We start from the raw sequence: 25,998 nt of genomic DNA on the forward strand, positions 1-25,998 counted from the left end.
CCGCCCCCCTCATGACTTCCTCCTCCACCTCCGACCCCCGGGACCTCCTGCCGGAACTGTCGGCGCTCAGCACCGAGGCCTTCCGCCCCGAGCTGGCCGACATCGACCGGCTGCCCACCCTCGACATTGCCCGCCTGATGAACGGCGAGGACACCCGCGTCCCGGCCGCGGTCGCCGCGCGGCTGCCCGAGATCGCCGCCGCGATCGACGCCGTGGCGGAGCGGATGGCCCGCGGCGGCCGGCTGGTGTACGCCGGTGCCGGCACCGCCGGCCGGCTCGGCGTGCTGGACGCCTCCGAGTGCCCGCCCACGTTCGACACCGACCCCGGGCAGGTCGTCGGACTGATCGCGGGCGGCCCGGAGGCGATGCTGACCTCGATCGAGGGCGCCGAGGACGACCCGGAGCTGGCCCGGGCCGACCTGGACGCGCTGCGCCTGACCCCCGACGACACGGTGGTCGGCGTCTCCGCCTCCGGCCGCACCCCCTACGCCGTCGGCGCGGTGACGCACGCCCGCGCGCTCGGCGCCCTGACCGTCGGGCTCGCCTGCAACGAGGGCAGCGCGCTCGCGGCGGCCGCTGAGCACGGCATCGAGATCGTCACCGGGCCCGAGCTGATCACCGGCTCGACCCGGCTGAAGGCGGGCACGGCGCAGAAGCTGGTCCTCAACATGATCTCGACGATCACGATGATCCGGCTGGGCAAGACGTACGGGAACCTGATGGTCGACGTGCGCGCCTCCAACGACAAGCTGCGCGCCCGCTCCCGCCGGATCGTCGCGCAGGCCACGGGCGCGGGCGAGGCCGAGATCGAGGCCGCGCTGGCCGCCACCGACGGCGAGGTGAAGAACGCCGTCCTGCTCCTGCTGAGCGGCGTCGACGCCGCCGAGGCCACCCGCCTGCTCAAGGAGTCCGGCGGCCGACTGCGCACGGCACTGGAGGCGGCGAGGGCCCTCAGGGGATCCGCTGGGTGATCTCCCACAGACGGCGCGGCAGCTCGCCCTCCTCGAAGGGGCGCACCTCGTCCAGCACCCAGCCCTCGGCGAGCGAGTCGACGAGGGCGCGGGAGAAGAAGTGCACGGCGAAGCCGCCGTGCTCCCAGATGTCGTCGCCGTGCCCGACGCCCGCGCCGAAGTGCGCGTCGCCGGTGTGCCGGACGGTGTAGACGAACACCCCGCCGGGCCGCAGCACCCGCCGCACCTCGGCGACGAGCGCGCGGATCTCCGCGGTGGACAGCGCCATGCACAGCAGCATGTGCGCGAACACGGCTCCGGCGGAGCGGTCGGGCAGCGGCAGCGGCTGCCGTACGTCGTGGACGGCGGCCGTCACCGGCAGTCCCGCGCGCCGGGCGGCCTCGCGGAGCTGCCCGATCCCGGCGGGGCTGAAGTCGGTGGCGTGCACGGTGAAGCCCTGCCGGGCGAAGAACAGCGCGTCGCGGCCGTGCCCCGCGCCGAGTTCCAGGACGTCCCGCACGCCGTGCGCGCGGAAGATCCCCGCGGCGTGCACGGCGGCCGCGGAGGGCTGTTCGCCGTACATCCCCGGGTGCTCGGTGTACGTCCGCTCCCAGTGCGCCCGCTGCCCGCCGGCGGGCCGCCCGTCCGCGCTCACGCTCGCCCTGCCCTTCGTCGACGGGGACAGCGTAGGCCGCTCCCGGTGACCGGCGGCCGGATCCCCCGTCCGGGGGCCGGCACGGCACACTGGGTGCATGAACCACGCCCAGCTCACCGCCCTGGGCCGTGCCCTCCGGCTGCTCGGGGAGCACGGCGAGTCCCTGTCCGCCGACACCCCCGACGCCAAGTTGCACGAGGTCAGGGCGGATCTGCGGCGTGCGCTGGACCTGCTGGAGGACAGTGTCACCGGCGGCGCGCCCAGCACGCGCTGCGCCGAGCACCCGCAGGGGCCCGTCGACGAGAGCGCCCCGGATCTGTGCCTGCTGTGCGAGACCCGGCGCCGTGCCGCCCGCCGCGCGGAGGTGGGCGGCTCCTACGCCCGGCCGCGGGGCCTCGCCGAGCCGGTCGAGCGGACGCCGACCCGCTACGGCGTGCGCGGCGACCGGCCGCAGCCGCAGCAGCGCTGGCTGGCGGAGATGTGGAACGGCCGCGAGTGGCAGCTGTGTGGCACCCCGCGCCACGACCGCCGCGAGGCCGAGCTGTACCTGGCGGCGCAGCGGCGCGGGCCCCGGCCCGCGATGGCGTACCGGCTGGTGCACGAGTTCACCGACTACGAGGTGCTGCGGGTGTGGGGCACGCCGGTGAAGGTGGACATCGAGCCGATGGGCAACCTGTGAGGCCGCTCAGGCGGTGACCTCGGAGACCTCCGCCTCGTCCGTCCCGCCGGCCGCCGCCGGGGCCTCCGCCGCCGTCCGCTGCCGCGGGATGAACGCGGCCACCGCGAACGCCAGCAGCGCCGCGCCCGCGCCGACCGCCAGCACCGTGCGGAAGCCCTCCCGGGACGGCAGGGACACCGGGCCGAGCCTGGTCGTCATCTGCGCGAGGATCACACCGGCGATCGCGCTGGCGGTGGACGTGCCGATGGACCGCATCAGCGTGTTGAGGCTGTTCGCGGCGGCCGTCTCGGACGGGTCGACCGCGCCCATGATGAGCGCGGGCATCGAGCCGTAGGTGAAGCCGATGCCGGCGCCGATGACGCACGAGACCAGCACGAAGTGCCAGACGGCGTCCATGAGGACGATGTTCAGGCCGTAGCCGGCGGCCACGATCAGCGCGCCGATCATCAGGGTCACCTTGGGGCCGCGGGCCCGGGACACGGCCGCCGAGACGGGCGCGGTGGCCATCATCACCAGGCCGGAGGGGGCCATGACCAGGCCCGCCGCGAGCATGGACTGCCCGAGGCCGTAGCCGGTGGTCTCGGGCAGCTGGAGCAGCTGCGGGATCACCAGGGACATCGCGAACATGGCGAAGCCGACGGCGATGGACGCGAGGTTGGTGACCAGCACCTGGCGGCGGGCCGTGCTGCGCAGGTCCACCAGCGGCTGCGGCGTCCGCAGCTCCCACCGGCCCCAGGCGAGCAGCACCACGACGGCCGCCGCGAACAGCCCGAGGGTGGTGCCGCTGCCCCAGCCCCAGTCGGCGCCCTTGGAGACGCCGAGCAGCAGGCAGACCAGGCCCACGGCCATGCCGATGCCGCCGACGACGTCGAAGCGCCCGCCGGTGCGCACCTTGGACTCCGGTACGAGGGCCAGGACCAGGCCGGTGGCGACGACGCCGAGGCCCGCGGAGGTCCAGAACAGGGCGTGCCAGTCGAGGTTGTCGGCGATGAGCGCGGCGGCGGGCAGGCCGAGGGCGCCGCCGACGCCGAGGGAGGCGCTCATCAGGGCGGTGGCGGAGCCGAGCCGTTCGGCGGGCAGCTCGTCGCGCATGATGCTGATGCCGAGCGGGATGACACCGGAGGCCAGGCCCTGCAGGGCCCGTCCGGCGATCATCGGGGCGAGCGAGTCGCTGAGGCCGGCGGCGACGGACCCGGCGACCAGCAGGACGAGGCTGACGAGCAGCATGCGGCGCTTGCCGACCATGTCGCCGAGGCGGCCCATGACCGGCGTGGCGACGGCGGCGGCGAGCAGGGTGGCGGTGACGGCCCAGGCGGTGTCCGAGGCGTCGGCGTGCAGCAGCCGGGGCAGCTCGGGGACGATCGGGATGACGAGCGTCTGCATGAGCGACACGACGATCCCGGCGAGGGCCAGCACCGCCACCACGGCGTTGGGCCTGGGCGGCGGGGACACGGCGGGGACGTCGGACATGGCGGAGCCTCCTCGGGTGCGGCGCGTCGCAGGGCGCCACGGGCGCAGGTGCTTGACTCAGGCAACTTTAAGTCAGTTGCTTGACTTAAACAACGCCGAGGCAAGGGTGGGCGCCTACCGGCGTGACCGCCTCCGCTTCTGGACATTCCATGGGGAGATGCGCCGCGCTGGGAGCCGAATCACCCCCCGCGGGCGTCCCCTGGGGCAAGGTACGACTGACGCGAGCGACGAACCGGACGATCCGAGCAAGGAGCAACGGGGGCCATGGCGTGGGACGAATGGGAACAGCTCAAGGCGGAGGCGGCGCAGCGGCACGCCACGGGCATGCAGATCGACCATCTGCCGCCGGACGGCGGCGGCAGCGACGGCGGCGGGAACAGCAAGACCTCCTTCGGTGATCTGAAGGTCGGCCAGGACGACCTCGCGGCGATCGGCGACCGCGCGTTCCAGCTCTTCGACAAGCTGGGCACCCAGGGCAAGGTCGCGGAGGCCAGCACCGGCGGCGCCGCGACCGATCTGAAGACCCAGGGCTTCGCGCTCGGGGACGCCCTCGACCGCGTCGACCAGCAGTGGCAGAAGCAGCTGCGGTCGCTGACGGAGGCGTGCGCGCACATCTCCAACCACATGGAGTTCTCGGGCAAGGTGCACCAGGGCAACGAGTACCACGTCATCGGCCTGGTCAGCTCGATCGCCGAGCTGGACAAGGGCTTCGACGAGAACCCGGCCAACCCGGAGAGCCGATGAACCTCAACACCCTCCGCTTCGGCGAGTTCGGCAAGCTGGCGACGGCCCTCGCCGACTGGAACACCCTGGTGACCAATCTGGAGCCCTGCAGCGGGAGGCCGCGGAAGGCCTGAAGGGGTTCGCCGACAAGGCGGACTGGGCCGGGGTGAACTCCCAGGTGTCGAGGGAGTTCATCACCAAGACGGCCGGCGAGTTCTCCGACGCGTACAGCCAGGCCAAGACGGTCCGCAACATCCTCCAGGACACGCACGACGAACTCGTCGGCCACCGCGACCGATTGAAGACGACCCTGGACAACGGCCTGAAGAAGAACCTGACCGTGATGGACACCGGCAACGGCACCTTCACGGTCACCATGAACGTCCACCCGGACCGGGCGGCCGAGGGCCACGCCCCGCCCGAGCACACGCCGGAGGACATGACCGCGCTGCGCGACGAGGTGGCGCGAATCCTCGGCGACGCCACCACCAGCGACAGCACCGCGGCGGAGGCGCTGAAGATCATCGTCGGCCAGTCCGAGCTGGGGTTCTCCGACGCCTCGTTCGCGGACCGGGACGCGGCGGCGCAGTCCCTGAAGGACGCGCAGCGCGTGGCGGACCTGATGAAGAAGGGCGACGACATGTCGCCCGAGGAGTTCGACGAGGCCAACCGGCTGCTGGCGGCCCACCGGGCGGACCCGCTGTTCCAGGAGAAGTTCGCGACGACGCTGGGCCCGCGCGGCACGATGGACTTCTGGGCGGACCTGTCCGACGGCAGCGACGGCGGCGGCCTCCAGCGGGCCCGCCTCGGCCAGCTCGCCGACCTGCAGAAGAACCTCGGCATGACGCTCGCCGGGGCCACCCAGTCCGACTCGCCCGCCATGCGCTCCTGGTCCGACCAGCTGATCCAGCTCAGCGACCAGCGGTTCACCCAGCGCGGCGGTGACGTCTACGGCTTCCAGATGATGAGCAACCTGATGCGGACCGGCGACTGGGACAACACGTTCCTGAACCGCTACGGCGACAAGCTCGTCGCGACGGAGAAGGAGATGAAGATCCCGGACCGCTTCTACCAGATGGAGCCGACGTTCAAGACGAACTTCATCGGCGAGGAGCGCGGCCTGGACCCGATGTCCGGCTTCATGACGGCCCTGTCCAACAGCCCGGACGCGGCGACCGAGTTCTTCCGGGACGACCAGCCGCAGGACAACGCCCGCTGGGTGCTGAAAGACCGGCCCTACTTCGACGACAGCCCGTTCAAGGACGGCCCGAACGAGGCGAAGGACGCGGCCGGCCGGGCGCTGCTCGCCGCCGCCACGGGCATGAACCCCAACGACCCGAACGCCCGCTTCGTCGAGCACACCGACGGCCACCGGGCCGTCCTCGACCGGTCGCTGGCGATCCTCGCCGAGACGAAGGACGACTTCCCGGCCGAGTTCCGCGACGACATGGCGAAGATCCTGGCGAACCACGGCGACTCCGTGCACCACACGATGAGTTCGCTCGCCGCGGACGACAACGACCCGCGGCAGCTGGACCGCAAGCAGCTGCTGGAGGTCACCAAGCAGATCTCCCGCGACCAGGCCGCCTACGGCATGCTCAACGAGGGCCTCACCCACGAGATCGTCCGGGACATCCGCTACGACCGGCCGGACGACCCGAGGGAGACCCTGCTGCGGGCCGGCGCCACGATGGGCTTCCTGGAGGAGGCCCGCTACCAGGCGCTGGAGGTCGACAAGGACGACCCGACCTGGACGGCGAAGTGGGTCGAGAGCGGCGTCGGCGCCGCGGTGAGCTTCATCCCCGTGGTCGACGGTGTCGTCGACAAGGGCGTCGGCCTCGCCGTGGAGGCGTGGAAGCAGGACGAGGAGCAGCGCATCAACGAGGAGAACCAGCGGATGAAGGGCGACACCTTCACCGCGCGCGAACGCCAGCTCCAGGCCCTGGCGGACGAGTGGATCGCCGCGAACCAGGGGCACCTGGACGGCGGCAACCGCTACACGATCACCAACGACATCAACGGTGCCGCGTTCGACGGCAACAACCGGGCACAGGGGCTGGTGGGCAAGTGACACCGCGACGCGTCGGGCGCGGCGGCACGCGCGCGCTGGTGGCGGCCGTGACGGCCGGGGTGCTGGCGGTCGGCGTGGCCGGGTGCGGGGACTCCGGGGACCGCGCCGTGCCCGGCCGGGTGTGCGGCGTCCCCGTGGACGCCGACGCGCTCGCGCCGCTGCTGCCCGGCGACGGGAAGGTGGCCGACCGCCGCACCGACAAGGGCGCCGGGAGCGTGTCCTGCCGGGTGAGCGTGGACGGCTCCCCCGTCCTCTACCTCGCCGGGGACGTCACCGACCCCGGCACCGGTGCGCGGGCGGTGTCCCTGGCGGACCGGGGGCTCAGGCGGCTCGGGAACCCGGCCCTCGTCAAGGGGGCCGGGGACACGGCCGCGGTGGCCGACCGCGGGGCGAAGGCCGCGGCGCGGTGCACCTGGCAGGGCCGGGCGCACGACTTCGTGGGCCTCGTCCAGCTGGAGGGCGAGGACCCGGTGCCCGCCGGGACCGAGGACCGCAGGGACGCGCTGCTGGCGTTCCTGAAGTCCTGGTTCCCGGCGGCGGCGCGGGCGCAGGGCTGCACCCCCGGGTCCGGCGGATCCGGCGTCAGCTGAGCGTGTTCACCGCGGCGGCGTCGTACGGCTGCAGCTCGTCGAAGCGGCCGGCGAGCACCTTCTCGGCCCACTGCGGGTCCTGGAGCAGCGCACGGCCGACGGCGACGAGGTCGAACTCCTCGCGCTCCAGCCGGTCGAGGAGGTTGTCGAGGTCGCCGACCTCGGCGCCCTGGCCCTGGAAGGCCTTGATGAAGTCGCCGTTCAGGCCGACGGAGCCGACCGTGATGGCGGGCTTGCCGGTGAGCTTCTTGGTCCAGCCCGCCAGGTTCAGGTCGGCGCCGTCGAACTCCGGCAGCCAGTAGCGGCGCGTGGAGGCGTGGAAGGCGTCGACGCCGGCCGCGGCGAGCGGGGTCAGGATGGCCTCCAGCTCCTCGGGGGTCTCGGCGAGGCGGGCGTCGTAGGCGTCCTGCTTCCACTGCGAGTAGCGGAAGATGACGGGGAACTCCGGCGAGACCGCTTCCCGTACGGCGGCGACGATCTCGGCGGCGAACTTCGTCCGGGCGACCGGGTCGCCGCCGTAGGCGTCGGTACGCCGGTTGGTGCCGGCCCACAGGAACTGGTCGATCAGGTAGCCGTGCGCCCCGTGCAGCTCCACGCCGTCGAAGCCGATGCGCTCGGCGTCGGCGGCGGCCTGCGCGAACGCGCCGATGACGTCGTCGATGTCCTTCTGGGTCATGGCCTTGCCGGCGCCCTCGGTGCCGTCGGTGCGGATCCCGGAGGGGCCGACGACGGGGGCGTCCGCGAAGGGCGGCCTGCCCTCCTTGCGGACCATGCCGATGTGCCACAGCTGCGGCACGATCATCCCGCCGGCCGCGTGCACGGCGTCGGCGACCTTCGCCCAGCCCGCGAGCTGCTCCTCGCCGTGGAACCGCGGCACCCGGCTGCTCTCCCCGGCCGAGTCGTGCCCGACGTACGTCCCCTCGGTCACGATCAGCCCGACGCCGGCGGCGGCGCGGCGCGCGTAGTACGACAGCACGTCCTCACCCGGGACGCCGCCCGGGGAGAACATGCGGGTCATGGGCGCCATGACGATGCGGTTCGGGACGGTGAGGCCGTTGAGGGTGACGGGCCGGGAGAGGACCTCGGCGGCCCGGTTCACGGCGGATTCGGCGGCGGTCACGTGGGCTCCTCGGGGGTGGGGGACTGTGAGACCAGACGGTATGTGCACGCGCATTGTTGCACCGACTTAAGCAAACCACCATGGGCGTCCGCGGATTCCGCCCCCGGCCCCCCATGCCTGTGATCTGGGCCACGGGCCGACCGCCCGCCTCGCCGCAGTCGCGTCCCGCCACCGCTGACACGCCGAAGGGCGGCACCCCCCGCGCTGCGGGGAGTGCCGCCCTTCAGGCACTCAAGAACTGGTGATCAACCCTGGGGCCGATCAGAAGTCCATGTCACCGCCCGGCATGCCGCCGCCGGCCGGGGCCGCGGCCTTCTCCGGCTTGTCGGCGATGACGGCCTCGGTGGTGAGGAACAGCGCGGCGATGGAGGCGGCGTTCTGCAGAGCGGAACGGGTCACCTTCGCCGGGTCGATGATGCCCTCGGCGACCAGGTCGACGTACTCGCCGGTCGCGGCGTTGAGGCCGTGGCCCGGGGTGAGGTTGCGGACCTTCTCCACCACGACGCCGCCCTCGAGGCCGGCGTTGACGGCGATCTGCTTGAGCGGGGCCTCCAGGGCCAGCTTCACGGCCTGGGCACCGGTCGCCTCGTCGCCCTCCAGCTCCAGCTTCTCGAAGACCTGGGAGGCCTGCAGCAGGGCCACGCCACCACCGGCGACGATGCCCTCCTCGACGGCCGCCTTCGCGTTGCGGACGGCGTCCTCGATGCGGTGCTTGCGCTCCTTCAGCTCCACCTCGGTGGCGGCACCGGCCTTGATGACCGCGACACCGCCGGCGAGCTTCGCCAGGCGCTCCTGCAGCTTCTCGCGGTCGTAGTCGGAGTCGCTGTTCTCGATCTCGGCGCGGATCTGGTTCACACGGCCGTTGACCTGGTCCGAGGAGCCGGCACCGTCGACGATGGTGGTCTCGTCCTTGGTGATGACGACCTTGCGGGCGCGGCCCAGGAGGTCCAGGGTCGCGTTCTCCAGCTTGAGGCCGACCTCCTCGGAGATGACCTCGCCGCCCGTGAGGATGGCGATGTCGCCGAGCATGGCCTTGCGGCGGTCACCGAAGCCCGGGGCCTTGACGGCGACGGACTTGAAGGTGCCGCGGATCTTGTTGACGACCAGGGTCGACAGGGCCTCGCCCTCGACGTCCTCGGCGATGATCAGCAGCGGCTTGCCCGACTGCATGACCTTCTCCAGCAGCGGGAGCAGGTCCTTGACCGAGGAGATCTTGGAGTTGGCGATCAGGATGTACGGGTCGTCGAGGACGGCCTCCATACGCTCCATGTCGGTGGCGAAGTACGCCGAGATGTAGCCCTTGTCGAAGCGCATACCCTCGGTGAGCTCCAGCTCCAGACCGAAGGTCTGGGACTCCTCGACGGTGATGACGCCTTCCTTGCCGACCTTGTCCATGGCCTCGGCGATCAGCTCGCCGATCTGGGTGTCGGCGGCGGAGATGGAGGCGGTGGAGGCGATCTGCTCCTTGGTCTCCACGTCCTTCGCCTGCTCCAGCAGGGCGGCGGAGACTGCCTCGACGGCCTTCTCGATACCGCGCTTCAGAGCCATCGGGTTGGCGCCGGCGGCGACGTTGCGCAGGCCCTCGCGGACCAGCGCCTGGGCGAGAACGGTCGCGGTGGTCGTACCGTCACCGGCGACGTCGTCCGTCTTCTTGGCGACTTCCTTGACCAGCTCGGCGCCGATCTTCTCGTACGGGTCCTCGAGCTCGATCTCCTTGGCGATGGAGACACCGTCGTTGGTGATCGTGGGCGCGCCCCACTTCTTCTCGAGGACGACGTTGCGGCCCTTGGGGCCGAGCGTCACCTTCACGGCGTCCGCGAGCTGGTTCATGCCGCGCTCGAGGCCGCGCCGCGCCTCCTCGTCGAACGCGATGATCTTGGCCATGTGAAGTGGTCCCTCCAGGACTGGGGGTGATTCCTTCGGACCGCGCCCGCGCCCGCGACGGACGGCTCGCCGGCCTCGTGGTTCCTTGCCCCACCCGGCCCGCGGGCCTCACCGACCCGGTCCTTCACTGTCACTCTCACCTTCAGAGTGCTAACGCCAATGATTAGCACTCGCCCCCATCGAGTGCAAGCGCCTCCCGGGATCCGGCGGGCCGCTCCGCCCCCCGCGAACAGCGGAACCGGTCCGGGTTCCGGGGCCTGCCCCGGGCATGGCGAGGGGCCCGCACCCTGTGCCGGTGCGGGCCCCTCGTCGTAGAAACGTTCAGGCGGTGACGCGAACCATGTCGGCCTGCGGGCCCTTCTGGCCCTGCGAGATCTCGAACTCGACCCGCTGGCCCTCTTCCAGGGTGCGGTAGCCGTCCATCTGGATCGCGCTGTAGTGGACGAATACGTCCGCACCACCGTCGACCGCGATGAAGCCGTACCCCTTCTCCGCGTTGAACCACTTGACGGTGCCCTGAGCCATGCCTAACTCCCCTATTACTGGCCCTTGCACAGATCCACACTTCGCGGATCCGGGTCAGACCTCACCCCCCAGTCAGCGGGGGCGTGCGCCGGAACGCGTCGACCGCGGCTGAATGTATCTGTCCAACTGCCGTCTGCAACAGGTCAATCGGACGAGAATTCTGGACGCGCACGGTCCGGAATGTAGTGAGAATTCCACTGAATTCAGGTCAAGTCGGGCGCCACAAAAAACACAAAAGCCGCGAAAGACACGCACACTTTGGCTGCTTCTTGTCGGGCTCGCGGCAGGAATCCAGGGCCCGCCGATCAGCGATCGGGGCCGTGTTCCCCAACTCTACCGCGCTCAATCACGCAGAATTGCCCCCTCCGTTTCTCTTACGGAGGGGGCAATCCGGGGAACTGTCGGTGACGCTCAGCCGCCGGCGACGGCCGGAATGATCGACACGCCCGCGCCGTCCGGCGTCGGCGTCTCCAGACCCTGCTCGAAACGGACGTCGTCGTCGTTGACGTACACGTTCACGAACCGGCGCAGCTTGCCCTGGTCGTCCAGGACGCGCGCGGCGATCCCGGTGTGGTTCTTCTCCAGGTCGGAGATGACCTCGGACAGGGTCGCGCCCTCGGCGGCGACCTCGGCCTGCCCGCCTGTGTAGGTGCGCAGGATGGTGGGGATGCGGACGGTCACGCTCATGCGAGGCCAGCCTCTCGGAAGGAGTCCAGGTTCGGGCGGATGGTGGCGGTCAGGCCGGTGCCGGCCACCGCGTCGAGGGTCTTCAGGCCGTCGCCGGTGTTCAGGACGACCGTGGTCTTCGTGGGGTCGAGGACACCGTTCTCGATCAGCTTGCGGGTCACACCCACCGTCACCCCGCCGGCGGTCTCCGCGAAGATGCCCTCCGTGCGGGCGAGCAGCTTGATCGCGTCGACGACCTGCTCGTCCGTGACGTCCTCCACGGCGCCGCCGGTGCGCCGGGCGATGTCGAGGACGTACGGCCCGTCGGCCGGGTTGCCGATGGCCAGCGACTTGGCGATGGTGTTCGGCTTCTGCGGGCGGACGACGTCGTGCCCGGCCTTGAAGGCGGTGGAGACCGGCGAGCAGCCCTCGGCCTGCGCGCCGAAGATCTTGTACGGCCTGTCCTCCACCAGACCCAGCTTGATCAGCTCCTGCAGACCCTTGTCGATCTTCGTGAGCTGCGAGCCGGAGGCGATCGGCACGACGATCTGGTCGGGCAGCCGCCAGCCGAGCTGCTCGCAGATCTCGTACGCGAGCGTCTTGGAGCCCTCGGCGTAGTACGGCCGCAGGTTGACGTTGACGAAGCCCCAGCCCTCGCCGGCCGGGTCGCCGATCAGTTCGGAGCAGAAGCGGTTGACGTCGTCGTAGTTGCCCTCGATGCCGACGAGGTCGCCGCCGTAGATCGCGGCCATGACGACCTTGCCCTGCTCCAGGTCGTGCGGGATGAACACGCACGAGCGGAAGCCGGCCCGGGCCGCGGCGGCGCCGACGGCGCCGGCCAGGTTGCCGGTGGAGGAGCAGGACAGGGTGGTGAACCCGAAGGCGCGCGCGGCCTCCAGCGCCTGCGCGACGACCCGGTCCTTGAAGGAGTGCGTCGGGTTGCCGGAGTCGTCCTTCACGTACAGCCCGCCGGTGACGCCCAGCTCACGCGCCAGGTGGTCGGCCTTGACGAGCTTGGTCCAGCCGGGGTTCAGGTTCGGCTTCTCGGCGACGTCCGCCGGGACCGGCAGCAGCGGGGCGTAACGCCAGATGTTCGCGGGTCCCGCCTCGATGCGCTTGCGCAGCTCCTCCGTGTCGTAGGAGGAGAAGTCGTACGCGATCTCCAGCGGGCCGAAACACTCCTCGCAGGCGAAGACCGGGCCGAGGGGCACGCGGTGGCCGCACTCGCGGCAGCTGAGGGCCGCGGCCGGGCCGAGGTCGACGGTGGAGTCGGTGGTGCTTGCAGCGGTCTGCACAGCCATGTGAGGCGAGGCCCTTTCTCCTCATCTTCCTCACGACGCATCTCGCCGTGAGACGGAATTGGCACCTTCCCTGGCCGGGAGCCTCGCGTGAACGAGTCCGGTGATCAGGGGGGTTGCCGGGGCTTCATCGGGCCGTGTCCCTCTGCCCCTCTGGATGAGCGGTATGTGGTTGTGAACGCGGGGCCACCCCGACATGCGATGGTCACCGGCGTTGTTCAAGACTGTAACCGAAGGCCAGGACAGTTGAGATAGTCGTCCGAAGCGCGAGATGGATCACACGGTCACCCGGTGTGATCACGACAGTGAGGAGCCGCAGACCGTGCTTGCCGAAGTAGAGCGCTGGCTGACCACCCGCTCCTGGTCCGCGACCGATCGCCCGCTGCACCAGATCCTGGCCGCGAAGCAGCGCACCGGCCAGACCGTCTCCGTCGTCCTGCCCGCCCTGAACGAGGAGGAGACGGTCGGCGACATCGTCGCCGTGATCCGCCACGACCTCATGCAGCAGGTCCCGCTCGTCGACGAGCTCGTCGTCGTCGACTCGGGCTCCACCGACCGCACCGCCGAGGTGGCCGCCGCGGCGGGCGCCCGGGTCGTCCACCGCGACGACATCCTCCCGCGCATCCCGGCCGTCCCCGGCAAGGGCGAGGTCCTGTGGCGCTCACTCCTCGTCACCACTGGGGACATCGTCTGCTTCATCGACGCCGACCTGCGCGAGTTCTCCTCCGACTTCGTCTCCGGCATCGTCGGCCCGCTGCTCACCGACCCCGGTGTGCACCTGGTGAAGGGCATGTACGACCGCCCGCTCGCCGGCGCGGCCGGCCAGGGCGGCCGGGTCACCGAACTCATGGCCCGCCCGCTGCTCAACATGCACTGGCCGCAGCTCGCCGGCTTCGTCCAGCCCCTCGGCGGCGAGTACGCCGCACGCCGGTCGCTCCTCGAACAACTCCCCTTCCCCGTCGGCTACGGCGTCGAGCTGGGCATGCTGATCGACGCCCTGCACCTGGTGGGCCTGGACGCCCTCGCCCAGGTCGACGTCGGCGTCCGCAAGCACCGCCACCAGGACGGCCAGGCCCTCGGCCGGATGGCCGCGGCGATCTACCGCACCGCGCAGCTCCGCCTCGCCCGCGGCCACCTCATCCGCCCCGCCCTGACCCAGTTCGAACGCGGCGAGGACGGCTTCGAGCCCCGCACGTACTCCGTCGACACCGAGGAACGCCCGCCGATGATCGAGATCGCGGAGTACGCGGCCCGGAAGGTGGCGTAGGGCGTGTCCGCAACCCGGCGGCACCCGGGATTCCGCCGGTCGTATACGGAATTGCCCGCATGGCCGGGGAGACCGGCCCGTACGTTTGAGCGTTTCCGGGCCGGGCTAGGTTGAGGGCTATGGCTTCCACGCACGGTGCTGAGGTACTGGTCGCGTCCAACCGCGGCCCGGTTTCGTATCAGGTGCGCGAGGACGGCTCGCTCGGCGCGAAACGCGGCGGCGGCGGTCTCGTCTCGGGCCTGTCGGCGATCGGACCCGACGCGGGCGCCCTGTGGGTCTGCTCGGCGCTCTCCGACGGAGATCGCGAGGCGGTCCGGCAGGGCGTGGGCGAACCGGGCGTCCGCATGCTGCCGATCCCGCCGGACGTCCACGCCGACGCCTACAACGGCATCGCCAACTCGGTCCTGTGGTTCGTCCACCACATGCTGTACCAGACGCCGCTGGAGCCGGTCTTCGACGCGGAGTTCCGCCGCCAGTGGGCGTCGTACGAGACGTACAACCGCGCGTTCGCCGAGGCGCTGGCCGAGGAGGCGGCGGAGGGCGCGGCGGTGCTGGTCCAGGACTACCACCTGACCCTGGTCCCCGGCATGCTCCGCGCGCTCCGCCCCGACCTGCGCATCGCCCACTTCTCACACACCCCCTGGGCACCGCCCGAGTACTTCCGGCTGCTCCCCGACGACATCGCCCACCAGGTCCTGACCGGCATGCTCGGCGCGGACCGCCTCGGCTTCCTGACCCGCCGCTGGGCGGACGCGTTCACGGCGTGCGCGGAGCGGTTCGCGGACGGGCTCGGGGGAACGGAGATCGGCGTGCACGGTCTGGGCGCGGACGCGGACTTCCTGCGCCGCAGGGCCCACGAACAGGACGTGAACGAGCGCATGGGCGGCCTGCGCGAGGAGATCGGCGAGGGCCGGAAGACGATCGTCCGAGTGGACCGCACGGAACTCTCGAAGAACATCGTCCGGGGCCTGCTGGCCTACCGCGCCCTCCTCGAAGAGCACCCGGAGTGGCACACCCGCGTCGTCCATGTGGCGTTCGCCTACCCCTCCCGGCAGGACCTCGCCGTCTACCGCGACTACACGGCCGAGGTGCAGCGGGTGGCGCAGGAGATCAACGACGCCTTCGGCACCCCGGACTGGACGCCGGTCGTGCTGCACGTCAAGGACGACTTCGCGCGCTCCCTGGCCGCCTACCGGCTGGCGGACGTGGCCCTGGTCAACCCGATCCGCGACGGCATGAACCTGGTCGCCAAGGAGGTACCGGTCGTCTCCGACGAGGGCTGCGCGCTGGTGCTGTCCCGGGAGGCGGGGGCGTACGAGGAGCTGGGCGAGGACGCGCTGGTCGTCAACCCGTACGACGTGACCGGCACCGCCCGCGCGCTGCACGAGGCGCTGACGATGCCGGCCGGGGAGCGGGCCGAGCGCGCCAAGCGCCTCATGGCGGCGGCGACTGCCCTCCCGCCGAAGCAGTGGTTCCTGGACCAGCTGCAGGCGCTGCGCGGGGCTCAGCCCAGCTGACGGGCGAGCGCCGCGAGCAACCGCACGACCCCCTCGGGCCCGTCGACCACGAGGTCGGCGCGCTCGGCCAGCTCGCTGACCTCGCTGCTGCCGCTGCACACGAGCAGCCCCGGCAGGCCGTCCGACCTGAGCTTCTCCACGGCGGCGAAGGCGGGCAGGTCACCGAGGTCGTCGCCGGCGTACAGCACGCAGGAGGCGCCCAGCTCACGGACGTACTCGGTGAGCGCGACGCCCTTGTCCATGCCGGGCGGGCGCAGCTCCAGCACCATCCGGCCGGGCTCGACGATGAGCCCGTGCCGGGTGGCGAGGGCGGTCAGGGGCTCGCGGAGCGCGTCGAACGCGCCCTGCGGATCCTGGGCCCGCCGCGTGTGCACGGCGACGGCCCGCCCCTTCTCCTCCACCCAGGCCCCGTCCGCGACCCCGGCCGACTCGATCACCCCGGGCAGCCAGGCCCGTACGGCGGCGACGCCCGGATGCGGGGGCGGTGCGCTGACCTGCCCGCTCCTCGCATCCCAGCGCTCGGCGCCGTAATGCCCGAGCACGGACAGGTGCTCCAGCCCCGGCACGCCGGCGAACCCGCCGTACCGCACGGCCACCTCGGCGGGGCGCCCGGTGACCACGGCGACGGCGGCGAGCTTCGGGGCGAGCGCCGCGAGCGCGGGTACGGCGTCGGGGTGCGCCCTGGCCCGGTCCGGGTCCGGCACGATCGGCGCGAGGGTCCCGTCGAAGTCCAGCGCGACCACGGCACGGGCCGGCTCCGCGAGCAACTTGCTCAGCCCGTCCCGCCCCTGCGGGGTGCGCGGACTCGGAAGGTCGTCTACATGCTGACTGCCCATGCGGTGACCCTATCCACCGAGGCCTCCCCTGAACCTGCACCCTGCACTGCGGCCGGCCGGAGGCGGTTCGCGCAGCCCGGCGCCAACGGGGTGCCGCTGCGCCCACCCGTGCCGCCCCAGCGGCACGACTGCCCGCAGCTCAGTGGGCTGAGTGGGACAGCCGCCGACGGCGGGAAGGGGACGTGTCGGGGGGTGTCCGCCCGCAGCGGGCGCCGGAAAGAAGCGGCACGAATTTGACCGTACCCAGCGGCGCACCGAGGACGGATACCCCCCGGCGCGGCCCCGACCCACCCACCAGCAGACGGCGCAACACCAGCCACCCACCCACAGAAGCGGGCCGCCGCAGGCATATAGGGGCGCGGGGAACTGCGCGAGCAACCACCCACCCACCCGCACCGGCGACCCCGCGCCCAGCCCCCACCGGCCTCAGCGTTCCGTGCGGCGCGAGTCCCGCACCCGGCGCAGCCTGTTCACCGTCACCGGATCGTGCGCCAGCGCCCGCTCGTCGTCCAGCAGGGCGTTCAGGAGCTGGTAGTAGCGCACCGGGGACAGGCCGAGTTCCTCACGGATCGCCCGCTCCTTCGCGCCCGGGCCGGCGAACGGCCGCCGTTCCAGCGCCAGGATCCCCAACTCCCTCGCACCCAGCTCTTCCATACCGGAACGGTAGCGCGCCTACTCCGCCGCCTGCGCCGCCGTAGCCGCCGTCTGCAACTGCCGCAGCACCCCCGAAGGACTGCCCCCCGCCTGCACCGCGGAGCCGATCCGCCGCTTGATGTCCGCGCTCACCGCCGCCCACGACGTCTTCCCCACCGGATACAGCTCGGACACCGGCAACTGCTCCAGGAACGGCGCGAGATCCCGGTCCTGCGGCGACGAGGACATCACCGCGGACGCGGACGTCGTCACCGGCAGCAGGTCGTACTCACGGGAGAAGGCGAGCACGTTCTCGTCGTTGTAGACGAAGTCGAGGAACGCCCCGACCTCCTCCCGGTGCCCGTTCTGCCGGAACGCCGTCATCCAGTCGGCCACGCCCATCACGGACCGGCTCGGCCCGTTGACCCCCGGCATGGGCACCATGCCGAACTTCACGCCCTTCTTCGCGGCCATCTTCATCAGCGAGGGATGCCCGTTCAGCATCCCCACCTCCCCGTCCGCGAACGCGGCGAACGCGGCGGCCCGGTTGAGCTTCCCCGGCGCGACGGGCCCGGTCAGGTCCTTGCCGACCAGCTCGTTCTTCAGCCAGGTGAAGGTGTCGATGTTCTGCGCGGAGTCGATGGCGTAGGAGTTGACCGTGTCGGTGTACCCGCCGCCACCGCTCAGCAGCCACTGCATCGTCTCGGCCTGCGCCTCCTCCGGCCCGAGCGGCAGCGCGTACGGGTACTTCACGCCCTCCGCCTTCAGCGCGGCCGCGTCCGCCGCCAGCTCGCTCCAGCTGGTGGGCGGCGTGATGCCGGCCTTCCGGAACAGCGTCTTGTTGTAGAAGAGCAGCCGCGTCGACGCGGCGAACGGAATCCCGTACTGCTCCCCGCGCACCTCCCCCGCCTCCACGAACTGCGAGGCGAAGTCGGCCTGCGTGGGGATGGAGAGCACCTCGGACGCCGGGTAGAGCTGCCCGGCCGCCGCGTAGTCGGCGTACGCGCCGATCTGCGCCATGTCGGGCGCGTGCCCGGCGTCGACCATCTCCTTGACCTTGCGGTCGACGTCGTTCCAGGAGTAGACGCTGACCTCGATGTTCACGTCGGGGTGGTCGGCCTCGTACGCGGCGACGAGGTCGTCCCAGTACTTCTGCGTGCTGTTGGCCGCGCTGTCGCCGTAGTCCGCGGCGACGAGCCTGAGCGTGACGTCGTCGCCACCGGTCACCCCGCAGCCCCCGAGCACCGCCGTCAGTCCGATGACGGCTCCCACCGCGACAGCCCCCGTACCGAACCTCTGCGCCCGCCGCTCCCGCTGCACCGTTCCGTTCCCCAACCCTCACCGGCCGGCCACCGACCGGTCTCCACCTGTTTCCGAATACCGGATTATGGTCTACACCATGCAAGTGGACTAGACCTCTTGCGGGTCCTAGGTCCACACTGTTCCCGTGAGACACGTCATCGCCCTGGATGTGGGCGGCACCGGCATGAAGGCCGCCCTGGTCGGGGCGGACGGCGAGCTGCTGCACCAGTCCCGCCGGCCCACCGGCCGCGAGCGCGGCCCGGACGCGGTGGTCGACGCCGTCCTCGGCTTCGCCGCCGACCTGCGCGCCCACGGCGAGCAGCACCTCGGCGAGCCCGCGAGCGCGGCCGGCGTCGCCGTCCCCGGCATCGTCGACGAGCGGGACGGCATCGCCGCGTACTCGGCCAACCTCGGCTGGCGCGACGTACCGCTGCGCGAGCTGCTCGCGCGGCGGCTCGGCGGCATCCCCGTCGCCCTCGGCCACGACGTGCGGGCCGGCGGGCTCGCCGAGGGCCGGATCGGCGCGGGCCAGGGCGCCGACCGTTTCCTGTTCGTACCGCTCGGCACCGGCATCGCGGGCGCCATCGGCATCGGCGGCCGGGTGGAGGCGGGCGCGCACGGCTGTGCGGGCGAGATCGGCCATGTCGTCGTACGCCCCGGGGGCACCCCGTGCCCGTGCGGGCAGCGCGGCTGTCTGGAGCGGTACGCGTCCGCCGCCGCGGTCAGCGAGGCGTGGGCGGCGGCGAGCGGCGACCCGGACGCGGACGCCGCGGACTGCGCGAAGTCCGTCGCGTCCGGTGACCCGAACGCCGTCCGGGTCTGGCGGGAGGCCGTGGACGCCCTCGCCGACGGTCTGGTCACCGCGCTCACCCTGCTGGACCCCCGCGCCATCGTCATCGGTGGCGGGCTCGCGGAGGCGGGGGAAACCTTGTTCACACCGTTGCGGGACGCCGTCCGGCAGCGGGTCACCTTCCAGAAACTGCCGGAGATCGTCCCGGCCGCCCTGGGCGACACGGCGGGCTGCCTGGGCGCCGGACTCCTGGCCTGGGACCTGCTCGGCACCACCGACCGCAAGGAGGAGACGGCCTGATGGCAACCGCCCCAGGGGCGCGGGGAACTGCGCGAGGAACCACGGACATCCCGCAGCCGGCGACGGACCGCACCCCCCTGGTCCTCTCCGGGGCCACGGTGGTCCTGCCCTCCGGACCGGTCGAGGCCGGCCAGGTGGTCGTGGACGGCACCCGCATCTCCGCCGCGGCCCCCGAGAACGCCCAGGTCGTCGACGTGTCCGGCCACTACCTGGTCCCGGGCTTCGTCGACCTGCACAACCACGGCGGCGGCGGCGCGTCCTTCACCTCCGGCACCGTCGAGGAGGTCCTCACCGGCATCGCCACCCACCGCCGGCACGGCACCACCACCCTGGTCGCCTCCACGGTCACCGGCGACATGGACTTCCTCACCCACCGCGCTGGCCTGCTGTCGGAGCTGGCCGAGCAGGGCGACATCGCGGGGATCCACTTCGAGGGGCCGTTCATCTCGCCGTGCCGCAAGGGCGCGCACTCGGAGGAGCTGCTGCGCGACCCTGACCCGGCGGAGGTGCGCAAGCTGGTCGACGCGGCGCGCGGCCACGCGAAGATGGTCACGCTCGCCACGGAACTGCCGGGCGGCATCGACTCCGTACGCCTCCTCGCCGAGCACGGCGTGATCGCGGCGATCGGCCACACGGACGCGACGTACGAGCAGACGGTGCAGGCCATCGACGCGGGCGCCACGGTCGCCACGCACCTGTTCAACGCGATGCCCGCGCTCGGCCATCGCGCGCCCGGCCCCATCGCGGCCCTGCTGGAGGACGAGCGGGTCACGGTCGAGCTGATCAACGACGGGGTGCATCTGCACCCGGCCGCGCTGGAACTGGCGTTCCATCACGCGGGCGCGGACCGCGTCGCGTTCATCACGGACGCGATGGACGCGGCCGGTTTCGGCGACGGCCGCTACATGCTCGGCCCGCTGGAGGTCGAGGTAGCCGACGGCGTCGCCCGTCTGGTCGAAGGCGGCTCGATCGCCGGTTCGACGCTCACCCTGGACCGCGCGTTCAAGCGGGCGGTGACCGTCGACGGGCTCCCGGTGGAGGCGGCGGTGGCGGCCCTGTCGGCCAACCCGGCCCGTCTCCTCGGCCTCGCCGACCGCGTCGGCTCCCTGGAGCCGGGCAAGGACGCCGACCTGGTCCTGCTGGACGAACAGTTCGAGGTGCGGGGCGTGATGCGCCGCGGCACCTGGGTGGTTGCCCCCCGACTGGGCTGATTCCTCCACCTCACGGCAGACGGTGGCCGGTCCGGGGACTGGGCCGACCGCCGTCTCTTTGGCATGATCGGGCCCGGGAAACCCCACATCACCAACCGTTCTGGTGCTGTCCCCGTTCCAGTTCAGTTCTCATTCTCGTTCTCGTTCTCGTTCTCGGGGGAGGTCGGCCCGGGTGATCCTGACGGTCACGCTGAACACCGCTCTCGACATCACCTATCACGTACGGTCCCTGCGCCCGCACGCCTCCCACCGGGTCTCCGAAGTCCTGGAGCGGCCGGGCGGGAAGGGCGTGAACGTGGCGCGGGTCCTGGCGGCCCTGGGCCACGAGGTGACGGTCACCGGTTTCGCGGGCGGCGCGACCGGCCGGGTCGTCCAGGAGCTGCTGACGGCGACGCCGGGCGTCGCCGACGCCCTGGTGCCGGCCGCGGGGGCCACGCGCCGCACGATCGCCGTCGTGGACGAGGAGTCCGGCGACACCACCCAGCTGAACGAGCCGGGCCCGGCGATCACGCCGGTCGAGTGGAACGCCTTCCAGGACCGGTACGAGGCACTGCTGGCGTCGGCGAGCGCGGTCGCCCTGTGCGGCAGCCTGCCGCCGGGGCTGCCGGTGGGGGCGTACGCCGGGCTGGTCCGCACGGCCCGCGCCGCGGGCGTCCCCGTCCTGCTGGACACCAGCGGTGAGCCGCTGCGCCGCGCGGTCGCGGCCCGCCCCGACCTGATCAAGCCGAACGCCGACGAGCTGGCCGAGCTGACCGGTTCGCACGAGCCGCTGCGGGCCACGCAGGACGCCCGCCGCCGAGGCGCCCGCGCGGTGGTGGCCTCGCTCGGCGCGGAGGGCCTGCTGGCGGTCACCCCGGAGGGCCGCTGGCGCGCCACCCCGCCGGTCCGGCTGCGCGGCAACCCGACCGGCGCGGGCGACTCGGCCGTCGCCGGCCTGCTGTCCGCCGAGGCGGAACACCTGCCCTGGCCGGACCGCCTGGCCCGCGCGGTGGCCCTGTCGGCGGCGACGGTGACGTCCCCGACGGCGGGCGAGTTCGACCACCGCACCTACGAGAAGCTCCTGGCCCAGGTGTCGGTGACGACCGAGGCGCACGCGGCGTGAGCACGATGACCGGAGCCGCCTGACCGAGAAACACCCTTGCACGCAGGTCAGCGAAATGATCGGATGATCATTTGTTCGGTGTATGACCAGCACCGAAGGATGCAAGGGGAACATCACATGAGCATGCTCAAGAAGAGCCTGACGACGATGGCCGTGGCCGGCGCGTTGCTGAGCGGCGTTTTTGCCACACCGGCTGTGGCGGCCGATCCCAACACCTGCCCGCAGGGGAAGGTCTGCGGGTGGTCGGGGAAGAACAGGACCGGCACCAGGACCGTCCTCTCCCTGGCGCCCGGCTGCTATCCCTTCGACACGGCCCGGTCGGTCTCGAACCAGACGTCTTACCGCATCGAGTTCTGGCACATCACCCCGGGAACCGGCTGTGGAGTCGGCACCAAGCTCGTCACTCTGAAGCCGCACACCTACTCGGACGACACCCACGGCACCGTGACCGGGATTGCGGTCTACGGCGGTTGATTCCGAATAGCCCGAGCCTCACCGGAACGGTCCACCGCTGTACGGGCGGACCGTTCCGGTGTCAGGGCCTTACTGCACCCAGAGTGATCGGTGAGAGTGGAGGCGAGCACGGCCTGAGCGGCCCTACGCTCCGTCCTTCCCGGTGAGCCACAGCTGGTCGAGGTTGGCGTTGCACTGGTTGCCCTGCTGGCAGGACAGCTCGATGGTGTTGGTGCCCTCGGTCAGGTTGACGATGGCCCAGGTCGTCTTCCAGCCCTTCTCCCAGTCGCCCGCGGGCGACCCGCCGAAGTTCTTCATGTTCAGCGGACTGGTGTTGGGGGTGCCGTTGACCGCCAGGGTCGCGTTGGCGTCCACCCCGGGGATGCCGTAGCGCACGTAGAGGCGGTAGGTGCCGGCCTCCTTGATGTCGCTGACCGTCCAGGTGACCGTGGCTCCGACCTGGTTGAACCCGGTCACGTACACGCCGCCGTCGGCCTGGGCGCCCTTCACGTCGGAGGCGAGGGCCGTGCCGCCCGCCAGGCGGAGGGCCTTCGCGTCGATCTTGGGCAGCTCCGCCTCCGCGTCGCCGCTGTTGCTCGCCGACGGGCTCGGTTCGGTGGGCTGGGACTGGGTGGGGGTCGGGCCCGCGTCGGTGTCGGTCTTCTTGTCGTCGGAGCCGTTCATCATGGCCACGCCGATGCCGATGACCACCGCCGCGACCACGGCGACCGCGCCGATCAGCAGGCCCTTGGTGTTGGGGCCGCGGCCCCGGCCGGAGCCGCCACGGGCCGGCTGCTGTGGGGCGGTGGGGGCGCCGCCGCCGGGCAGCGTCTCGGGGGCGGCGTAGTGCGGGTTCGGCCTGCCGTACGCGCCCTGCTGCGGCGGGACCTGGCCGTAGGGCGCGGTGGGCTGCTGCTGGCCGTACTGCCGCTCCCCGACCGTGCGGACCCGGCTGACCGAGTTGGGGTAGCCGTAACCACCGGAGGGCGGCTGCGCTCCCCTGGCCTGGCCGTCGGCGTAGAGGTAACCGAACGGGTCGTCGTCCTCAGGCGTGCCAGGGCCGTTGTTGCCGGGCGTCATCCCTTCGTACTCCTCAACAGGTGCGGGGCGGATGCGGTCGTACGTCGCGGTGTCGCGTCTTGTCGCGTCTCGTGGCTCGTCGTGTGTCGCAGAGGGCGAGCCTACCCGTTTCTCAAGCCCCAAACGGGTGACTCAGCCCGCACCGATGCCCTGACCTGCGCTTCATCCCGCACGCCTGTGCTGTTTGGGACGAGATCGTTTCTCGACGTACATACGTTCGTCGGCTGACTTGAGCACCTCGTCGGCCGTCATGCCGCAGTGCGCCCACCCGATGCCGAAACTGGCGCCCACCCGGACGGCCCGGCCCTCGGCGCGGATCGGCTGGATGATCTCGTTGCGCAGGCGTACGGCGAGGTCCTGCGCGTCGGCCCGGCCGAGCCCGTCGGCGAGGATGACGAACTCGTCGCCGCCGAGCCGCGCGACCGTGTCGCCGTCCCGCACCCCGCGCGAGAGCCGGCGCGCGACCTCGATGAGGACCGCGTCGCCCGCGTTGTGGCCGAACCGGTCGTTGATCGACTTGAAGCCGTCGAGGTCGCAGAAGAGGACCGCGAGCCCCTTCGTGCCGTCGTCCCGGTCGCCCTCGGGGGCGACGGTGTGCACATGGTGGTCGTAGGCGTCGTACGGCTCCGCGCCCGGCCGGAAGTCGAAGCCGTGGCCGTTGGCGTCGTAGACGGCGGGGTGGGTGTACGCGGAGTCGTACGACTCGTACGCGTCCACCTCGGCGGGGTGCGCGGACTGCGGCCGCCGGCACAGGCGGGCCGAGAGGCGGGCGCGCAGCTCGGCGGAGTTCGGCAGCCCGGTCAGGGAGTCGTGGGAGGCACGGTGGGCGAGCTGGAGCTCGCGGCGCTTGCGCTCCTCTATGTCCTCGACGTGGGTGAGGAGGAAGCGGGGGCCGTCGGCGGTGTCGGCGACGACGGAGTTGCGCAGGCTCACCCAGACGTAGCTGCCGTCGCGGCGGCCGAGCCGCAGCTCCGCCCGGCCGCCCTCGGCGGAGGTGCGCAGCAGGGTGCCTATGTCCTCCGGGTGGACCAGGTCGGAGAAGGAGTAGCGGCGCATGGCGCTGGCCGGACGGCCGAGCAGACGGCACAGCGCGTCGTTGGTGCGCAGGATCCGGCCGTGCTGCTCGCCGCCCATCTCGGCGATGGCCATGCCGGAGGGGGCGTACTCGAAGGCCTGCCGGAAGCTTTCCTCGCTGGCCCGCAGCGCCTGCTGCTCGCGCTCCAGGCGAACCAGGGCGCGCTGCATGTTGGAGCGCAGGCGGGCGTTGCTGATGGCGATGGCCGCCTGGAACGCGTACATCTGCAGAGCCTCGCGGCCCCAGGCGCCGGGGCGGCGGCCGTTGCGCGGGCGGTCCACGGAGAGCACGCCGAGCAGCTCGCCGCGCGGGTTGCCCTGGCCGCCGGGCGCGTACATCGGGGCGAAGAGGCGGTCGGCCGGGTGCCACTCGTCGTCGAAGCGGGGCGCGGGGCCGTCGGTGTACCACTGCGGGACGTCGTCGTCGTCGAGGACCCAGCCCTCGGTGTGCGGGATGAACACCAGGTCGCCCCACATCTCGCCCATGCTCAGCCGCCGCTCCCAGGACTCGCGGGAGCCGACGCGGCCGGTGATGAGGGCCTCCGCGGCGGCGTTCCCGGCGAAGGCGGCGACGACGAGGTCGCCGTCGGGGCGGACGAGGTTCACGCACGCCAGCTCGTACCCGAGGGCGGTGACGACGCCGTCCGCGACGGTCTGCAGTGTGTCGGCCAGGCTGCGTGCGGTGTTCATGTCCGCCATGACCTGGTGCAGCTGTCGCAGGGACGCAAGACGGACGTAGGGCTCCGACTCGGTCTCCATGCTCGCCCTCCCCCCGAGACCTCGCAGCGAATCAAGGGTTGTGTACGGCGTACTGTCGTTGCCGTGTGATGTGCGGTGCGGTGTGCCGTGTGCGGTGTGCGGTGCGGTGTACTTCCAGCGGTCTCCGCCACTGAATCACAGCGCGCTGCCCACTCGGTACACAGGGTCAACAATTAATGGCCCTTGTGACTCAAGTCACAGCAGAACGTGAACAATTGGGTGCAGTTTCTGCGTTTTTCCTGTGCGTCTCATGAACACACCCTTTGCGAGTATGCGGCATGCGGGGGTGGTGGACCTAGGTCGTGTCGCTTAGGCCGGGTCGGGCGGGGGACCGATGCGGGGGCCGTCGAGCGGAGACTAGCGTTTCCGGCGTGTTGAACAGCTCCCGTGCCGCCGCCCTGCCCGTCCCCACCGTCCCCGCTCCCGCCGGGCATGCTGAGGGGGTGACCGCCGACGAGTTCCGTGCCGCCATGTCCCGGCTGGCCGCCGGCGTGGTCCTGGTGACCGCGCAGGAGCCGCCGCTCGACCCCGACGACCCGAGCGCGCCCGGTGGTGAGGACGTCGGCATGACGGCCACCGCGTTCCTGTCCGTCTCGCTGGATCCGCCGCTGGTACTGGTCAGCCTGCGGGAGGGGTCCCGCATGGACGACCTGCTCGCGGAGCAGCCGCTGTGGGCGGTGTCCGTACTGACCGAGAGCCAGCGGCATGTCGCGGGGCGGTTCGCGATGAAGGGGCGGATCAGCGACCGGCTGCTGTTCGAGGACATCCCGTATGTGCGGGGTGAGGTGAGCGGGGCGCCGCTGGTGGGCGGGGCGCTGGCGACGCTGGAGTGCCGGACGGAGCAGCGGGTGGCGGCGGGTGACCACACGCTGGTCATCGGGCGGGTGCTGTCTGCGCGGGTGCCGAGTGCGGAGGGTGGGCCGCTGATGTATTTCCGGGGGCGGTACCGGCAGCTGGGGTGAGGCGGTTACCTGTGTGCGGGCCGGTGGGGGCTGGTCGCGCAGTTCCCCGCGCCCCTGAATGCCTGCGGCGGCCCGTTTCTG

General features: G+C 71.8%; 24 protein-coding genes and 1 riboswitch. Of the genes, 12 read left to right on the forward strand and 12 right to left on the reverse strand.

Going from position 1 to position 25,998, the window contains the following annotated elements; genetic code table 11:
- Positions 1–11: 11 nt before the first annotated feature.
- Positions 12–971: an N-acetylmuramic acid 6-phosphate etherase gene (gene murQ / locus IE308_RS28390; RefSeq protein ID WP_190220101.1), complete on the forward strand. Its 960-nt coding sequence runs from the start codon at positions 12–14 to the stop codon at positions 969–971.
- Here murQ and IE308_RS28395 read toward each other — a convergent pair.
- Complete coding sequence (locus tag IE308_RS28395) at positions 952–1,605, reverse strand: class I SAM-dependent methyltransferase (protein ID WP_229909195.1); 654 nt, start codon at positions 1,603–1,605, stop codon at positions 952–954. The two genes, murQ and IE308_RS28395, sit on opposite strands and share 20 nt — an antisense overlap.
- A 97-nt stretch (positions 1,606–1,702) precedes the next feature.
- On the opposite strand from IE308_RS28395, the gene IE308_RS28400 reads away from it, so the two are divergent.
- Complete coding sequence (locus IE308_RS28400; RefSeq protein ID WP_110628869.1) at positions 1,703–2,284, forward strand: hypothetical protein; 582 nt, start codon at positions 1,703–1,705, stop codon at positions 2,282–2,284.
- A gap of 6 nt (positions 2,285–2,290) precedes the next feature.
- Here IE308_RS28400 and IE308_RS28405 read toward each other — a convergent pair whose 3' ends face one another.
- On the reverse strand, positions 2,291–3,754 hold the full coding sequence (locus IE308_RS28405; protein ID WP_190220103.1) for an MFS transporter: 1,464 nt from the start codon (positions 3,752–3,754) through the stop codon (positions 2,291–2,293).
- 264 nt (positions 3,755–4,018) lie between these two features.
- Between IE308_RS28405 and IE308_RS28410 the strand changes: the two genes are divergently transcribed.
- The 3 genes from IE308_RS28410 to IE308_RS28420 all read left to right on the forward strand — a co-directional run bounded on the left by IE308_RS28410 (position 4,019) and on the right by IE308_RS28420 (position 7,138).
- A complete protein-coding gene (locus IE308_RS28410) occupies positions 4,019–4,498 on the forward strand; it encodes a hypothetical protein (protein WP_190220104.1) in 480 nt (159 codons plus the stop codon).
- A 157-nt stretch (positions 4,499–4,655) separates the two neighbouring features.
- The gene (locus tag IE308_RS28415; protein WP_229909197.1) at positions 4,656–6,548 is read left to right on the forward strand and encodes a DUF6571 family protein; all 1,893 of its coding nucleotides are present in this window, start codon (positions 4,656–4,658) and stop codon (positions 6,546–6,548) included.
- Positions 6,545–7,138, forward strand: a complete 594-nt coding sequence (locus IE308_RS28420) for a hypothetical protein (protein WP_190220105.1) — start codon at positions 6,545–6,547, stop codon at positions 7,136–7,138. The genes IE308_RS28415 and IE308_RS28420 overlap by 4 nt, the downstream gene beginning before the upstream one ends.
- Here the strand turns inward: IE308_RS28420 and IE308_RS28425 are convergent.
- The 5 genes from IE308_RS28425 to thrC form a co-directional block, all read right to left on the reverse strand.
- Complete coding sequence (locus IE308_RS28425) at positions 7,131–8,312, reverse strand: NADH:flavin oxidoreductase (RefSeq protein WP_190220106.1); 1,182 nt, start codon at positions 8,310–8,312, stop codon at positions 7,131–7,133. The two genes, IE308_RS28420 and IE308_RS28425, sit on opposite strands and share 8 nt — an antisense overlap.
- A 207-nt stretch (positions 8,313–8,519) precedes the next feature.
- Complete coding sequence (groL, locus tag IE308_RS28430; protein ID WP_110628875.1) at positions 8,520–10,142, reverse strand: chaperonin GroEL; 1,623 nt, start codon at positions 10,140–10,142, stop codon at positions 8,520–8,522.
- A gap of 321 nt (positions 10,143–10,463) precedes the next feature.
- A complete protein-coding gene (locus tag IE308_RS28435) occupies positions 10,464–10,667 on the reverse strand; it encodes a cold-shock protein (protein ID WP_004986573.1) in 204 nt (67 codons plus the stop codon).
- A gap of 411 nt (positions 10,668–11,078) precedes the next feature.
- Complete coding sequence (locus IE308_RS28440) at positions 11,079–11,354, reverse strand: MoaD/ThiS family protein (RefSeq protein WP_110628876.1); 276 nt, start codon at positions 11,352–11,354, stop codon at positions 11,079–11,081.
- Complete coding sequence (thrC, locus tag IE308_RS28445) at positions 11,351–12,634, reverse strand: threonine synthase (RefSeq protein ID WP_110628877.1); 1,284 nt, start codon at positions 12,632–12,634, stop codon at positions 11,351–11,353. The genes IE308_RS28440 and thrC overlap by 4 nt, the downstream gene beginning before the upstream one ends.
- Positions 12,635–12,652: 18 nt before the next feature.
- Positions 12,653–12,795, reverse strand: a riboswitch (SAM riboswitch).
- A 158-nt stretch (positions 12,796–12,953) separates the two neighbouring features.
- Here thrC and IE308_RS28450 point away from each other — a divergent pair.
- Complete coding sequence (locus IE308_RS28450) at positions 12,954–13,898, forward strand: glucosyl-3-phosphoglycerate synthase (RefSeq protein ID WP_110636655.1); 945 nt, start codon at positions 12,954–12,956, stop codon at positions 13,896–13,898.
- Between the two features lie 119 nt (positions 13,899–14,017).
- The gene (locus IE308_RS28455; RefSeq protein WP_190220107.1) at positions 14,018–15,415 is read left to right on the forward strand and encodes an alpha,alpha-trehalose-phosphate synthase (UDP-forming); all 1,398 of its coding nucleotides are present in this window, start codon (positions 14,018–14,020) and stop codon (positions 15,413–15,415) included.
- Here the strand turns inward: IE308_RS28455 and otsB are convergent.
- The 3 genes from otsB to IE308_RS28470 all read right to left on the reverse strand — a co-directional run bounded on the left by otsB (position 15,403) and on the right by IE308_RS28470 (position 18,204).
- The gene (otsB, locus tag IE308_RS28460) at positions 15,403–16,251 is read right to left on the reverse strand and encodes a trehalose-phosphatase (protein ID WP_190220108.1); all 849 of its coding nucleotides are present in this window, start codon (positions 16,249–16,251) and stop codon (positions 15,403–15,405) included. The two genes, IE308_RS28455 and otsB, sit on opposite strands and share 13 nt — an antisense overlap.
- A gap of 426 nt (positions 16,252–16,677) precedes the next feature.
- Positions 16,678–16,905, reverse strand: a complete 228-nt coding sequence (locus tag IE308_RS28465; RefSeq protein ID WP_110628880.1) for a DUF3263 domain-containing protein — start codon at positions 16,903–16,905, stop codon at positions 16,678–16,680.
- 18 nt (positions 16,906–16,923) lie between these two features.
- Complete coding sequence (locus tag IE308_RS28470; protein ID WP_444545360.1) at positions 16,924–18,204, reverse strand: ABC transporter substrate-binding protein; 1,281 nt, start codon at positions 18,202–18,204, stop codon at positions 16,924–16,926.
- Between the two features lie 127 nt (positions 18,205–18,331).
- Here IE308_RS28470 and IE308_RS28475 point away from each other — a divergent pair, with 127 nt between their 5' ends.
- The 4 genes from IE308_RS28475 to IE308_RS28490 all read left to right on the forward strand — a co-directional run bounded on the left by IE308_RS28475 (position 18,332) and on the right by IE308_RS28490 (position 22,063).
- Positions 18,332–19,276 (forward strand): ROK family protein, encoded by a 945-nt coding sequence (locus IE308_RS28475; protein WP_190220110.1) that lies wholly within the window; start codon positions 18,332–18,334, stop codon positions 19,274–19,276.
- The gene (gene nagA, locus IE308_RS28480; RefSeq protein ID WP_190220111.1) at positions 19,276–20,487 is read left to right on the forward strand and encodes an N-acetylglucosamine-6-phosphate deacetylase; all 1,212 of its coding nucleotides are present in this window, start codon (positions 19,276–19,278) and stop codon (positions 20,485–20,487) included. Before IE308_RS28475 ends, nagA begins: the two co-directional genes overlap by 1 nt.
- Positions 20,488–20,659: 172 nt before the next feature.
- Positions 20,660–21,589 carry a 1-phosphofructokinase family hexose kinase gene (locus tag IE308_RS28485; RefSeq protein ID WP_190220112.1) on the forward strand — a complete coding sequence of 310 codons (930 nt, stop codon included), beginning with the start codon at positions 20,660–20,662 and terminating at the stop codon, positions 21,587–21,589.
- 117 nt (positions 21,590–21,706) lie between these two features.
- Entirely contained in the window at positions 21,707–22,063 is a 357-nt protein-coding gene (locus tag IE308_RS28490; protein WP_190220113.1) for a peptidase inhibitor family I36 protein, read from the forward strand.
- A gap of 123 nt (positions 22,064–22,186) precedes the next feature.
- Here IE308_RS28490 and IE308_RS28495 read toward each other — a convergent pair whose 3' ends face one another.
- A complete protein-coding gene (locus IE308_RS28495; RefSeq protein WP_190220114.1) occupies positions 22,187–23,122 on the reverse strand; it encodes a carbohydrate-binding protein in 936 nt (311 codons plus the stop codon).
- Positions 23,123–23,284: 162 nt separating this feature from the next.
- A complete protein-coding gene (gene cdgB, locus IE308_RS28500; protein WP_110628886.1) occupies positions 23,285–24,955 on the reverse strand; it encodes a diguanylate cyclase CdgB in 1,671 nt (556 codons plus the stop codon).
- 470 nt (positions 24,956–25,425) lie between these two features.
- Here cdgB and IE308_RS28505 point away from each other — a divergent pair, with 470 nt between their 5' ends.
- Entirely contained in the window at positions 25,426–25,917 is a 492-nt protein-coding gene (locus IE308_RS28505; RefSeq protein WP_308440131.1) for a flavin reductase family protein, read from the forward strand.
- Positions 25,918–25,998 lie beyond the last annotated feature (81 nt).

The sequence above is a fragment of the Streptomyces griseosporeus genome (genome assembly GCF_014656055.1).
Classification (GTDB): domain Bacteria; phylum Actinomycetota; class Actinomycetes; order Streptomycetales; family Streptomycetaceae; genus Streptomyces; species Streptomyces griseosporeus.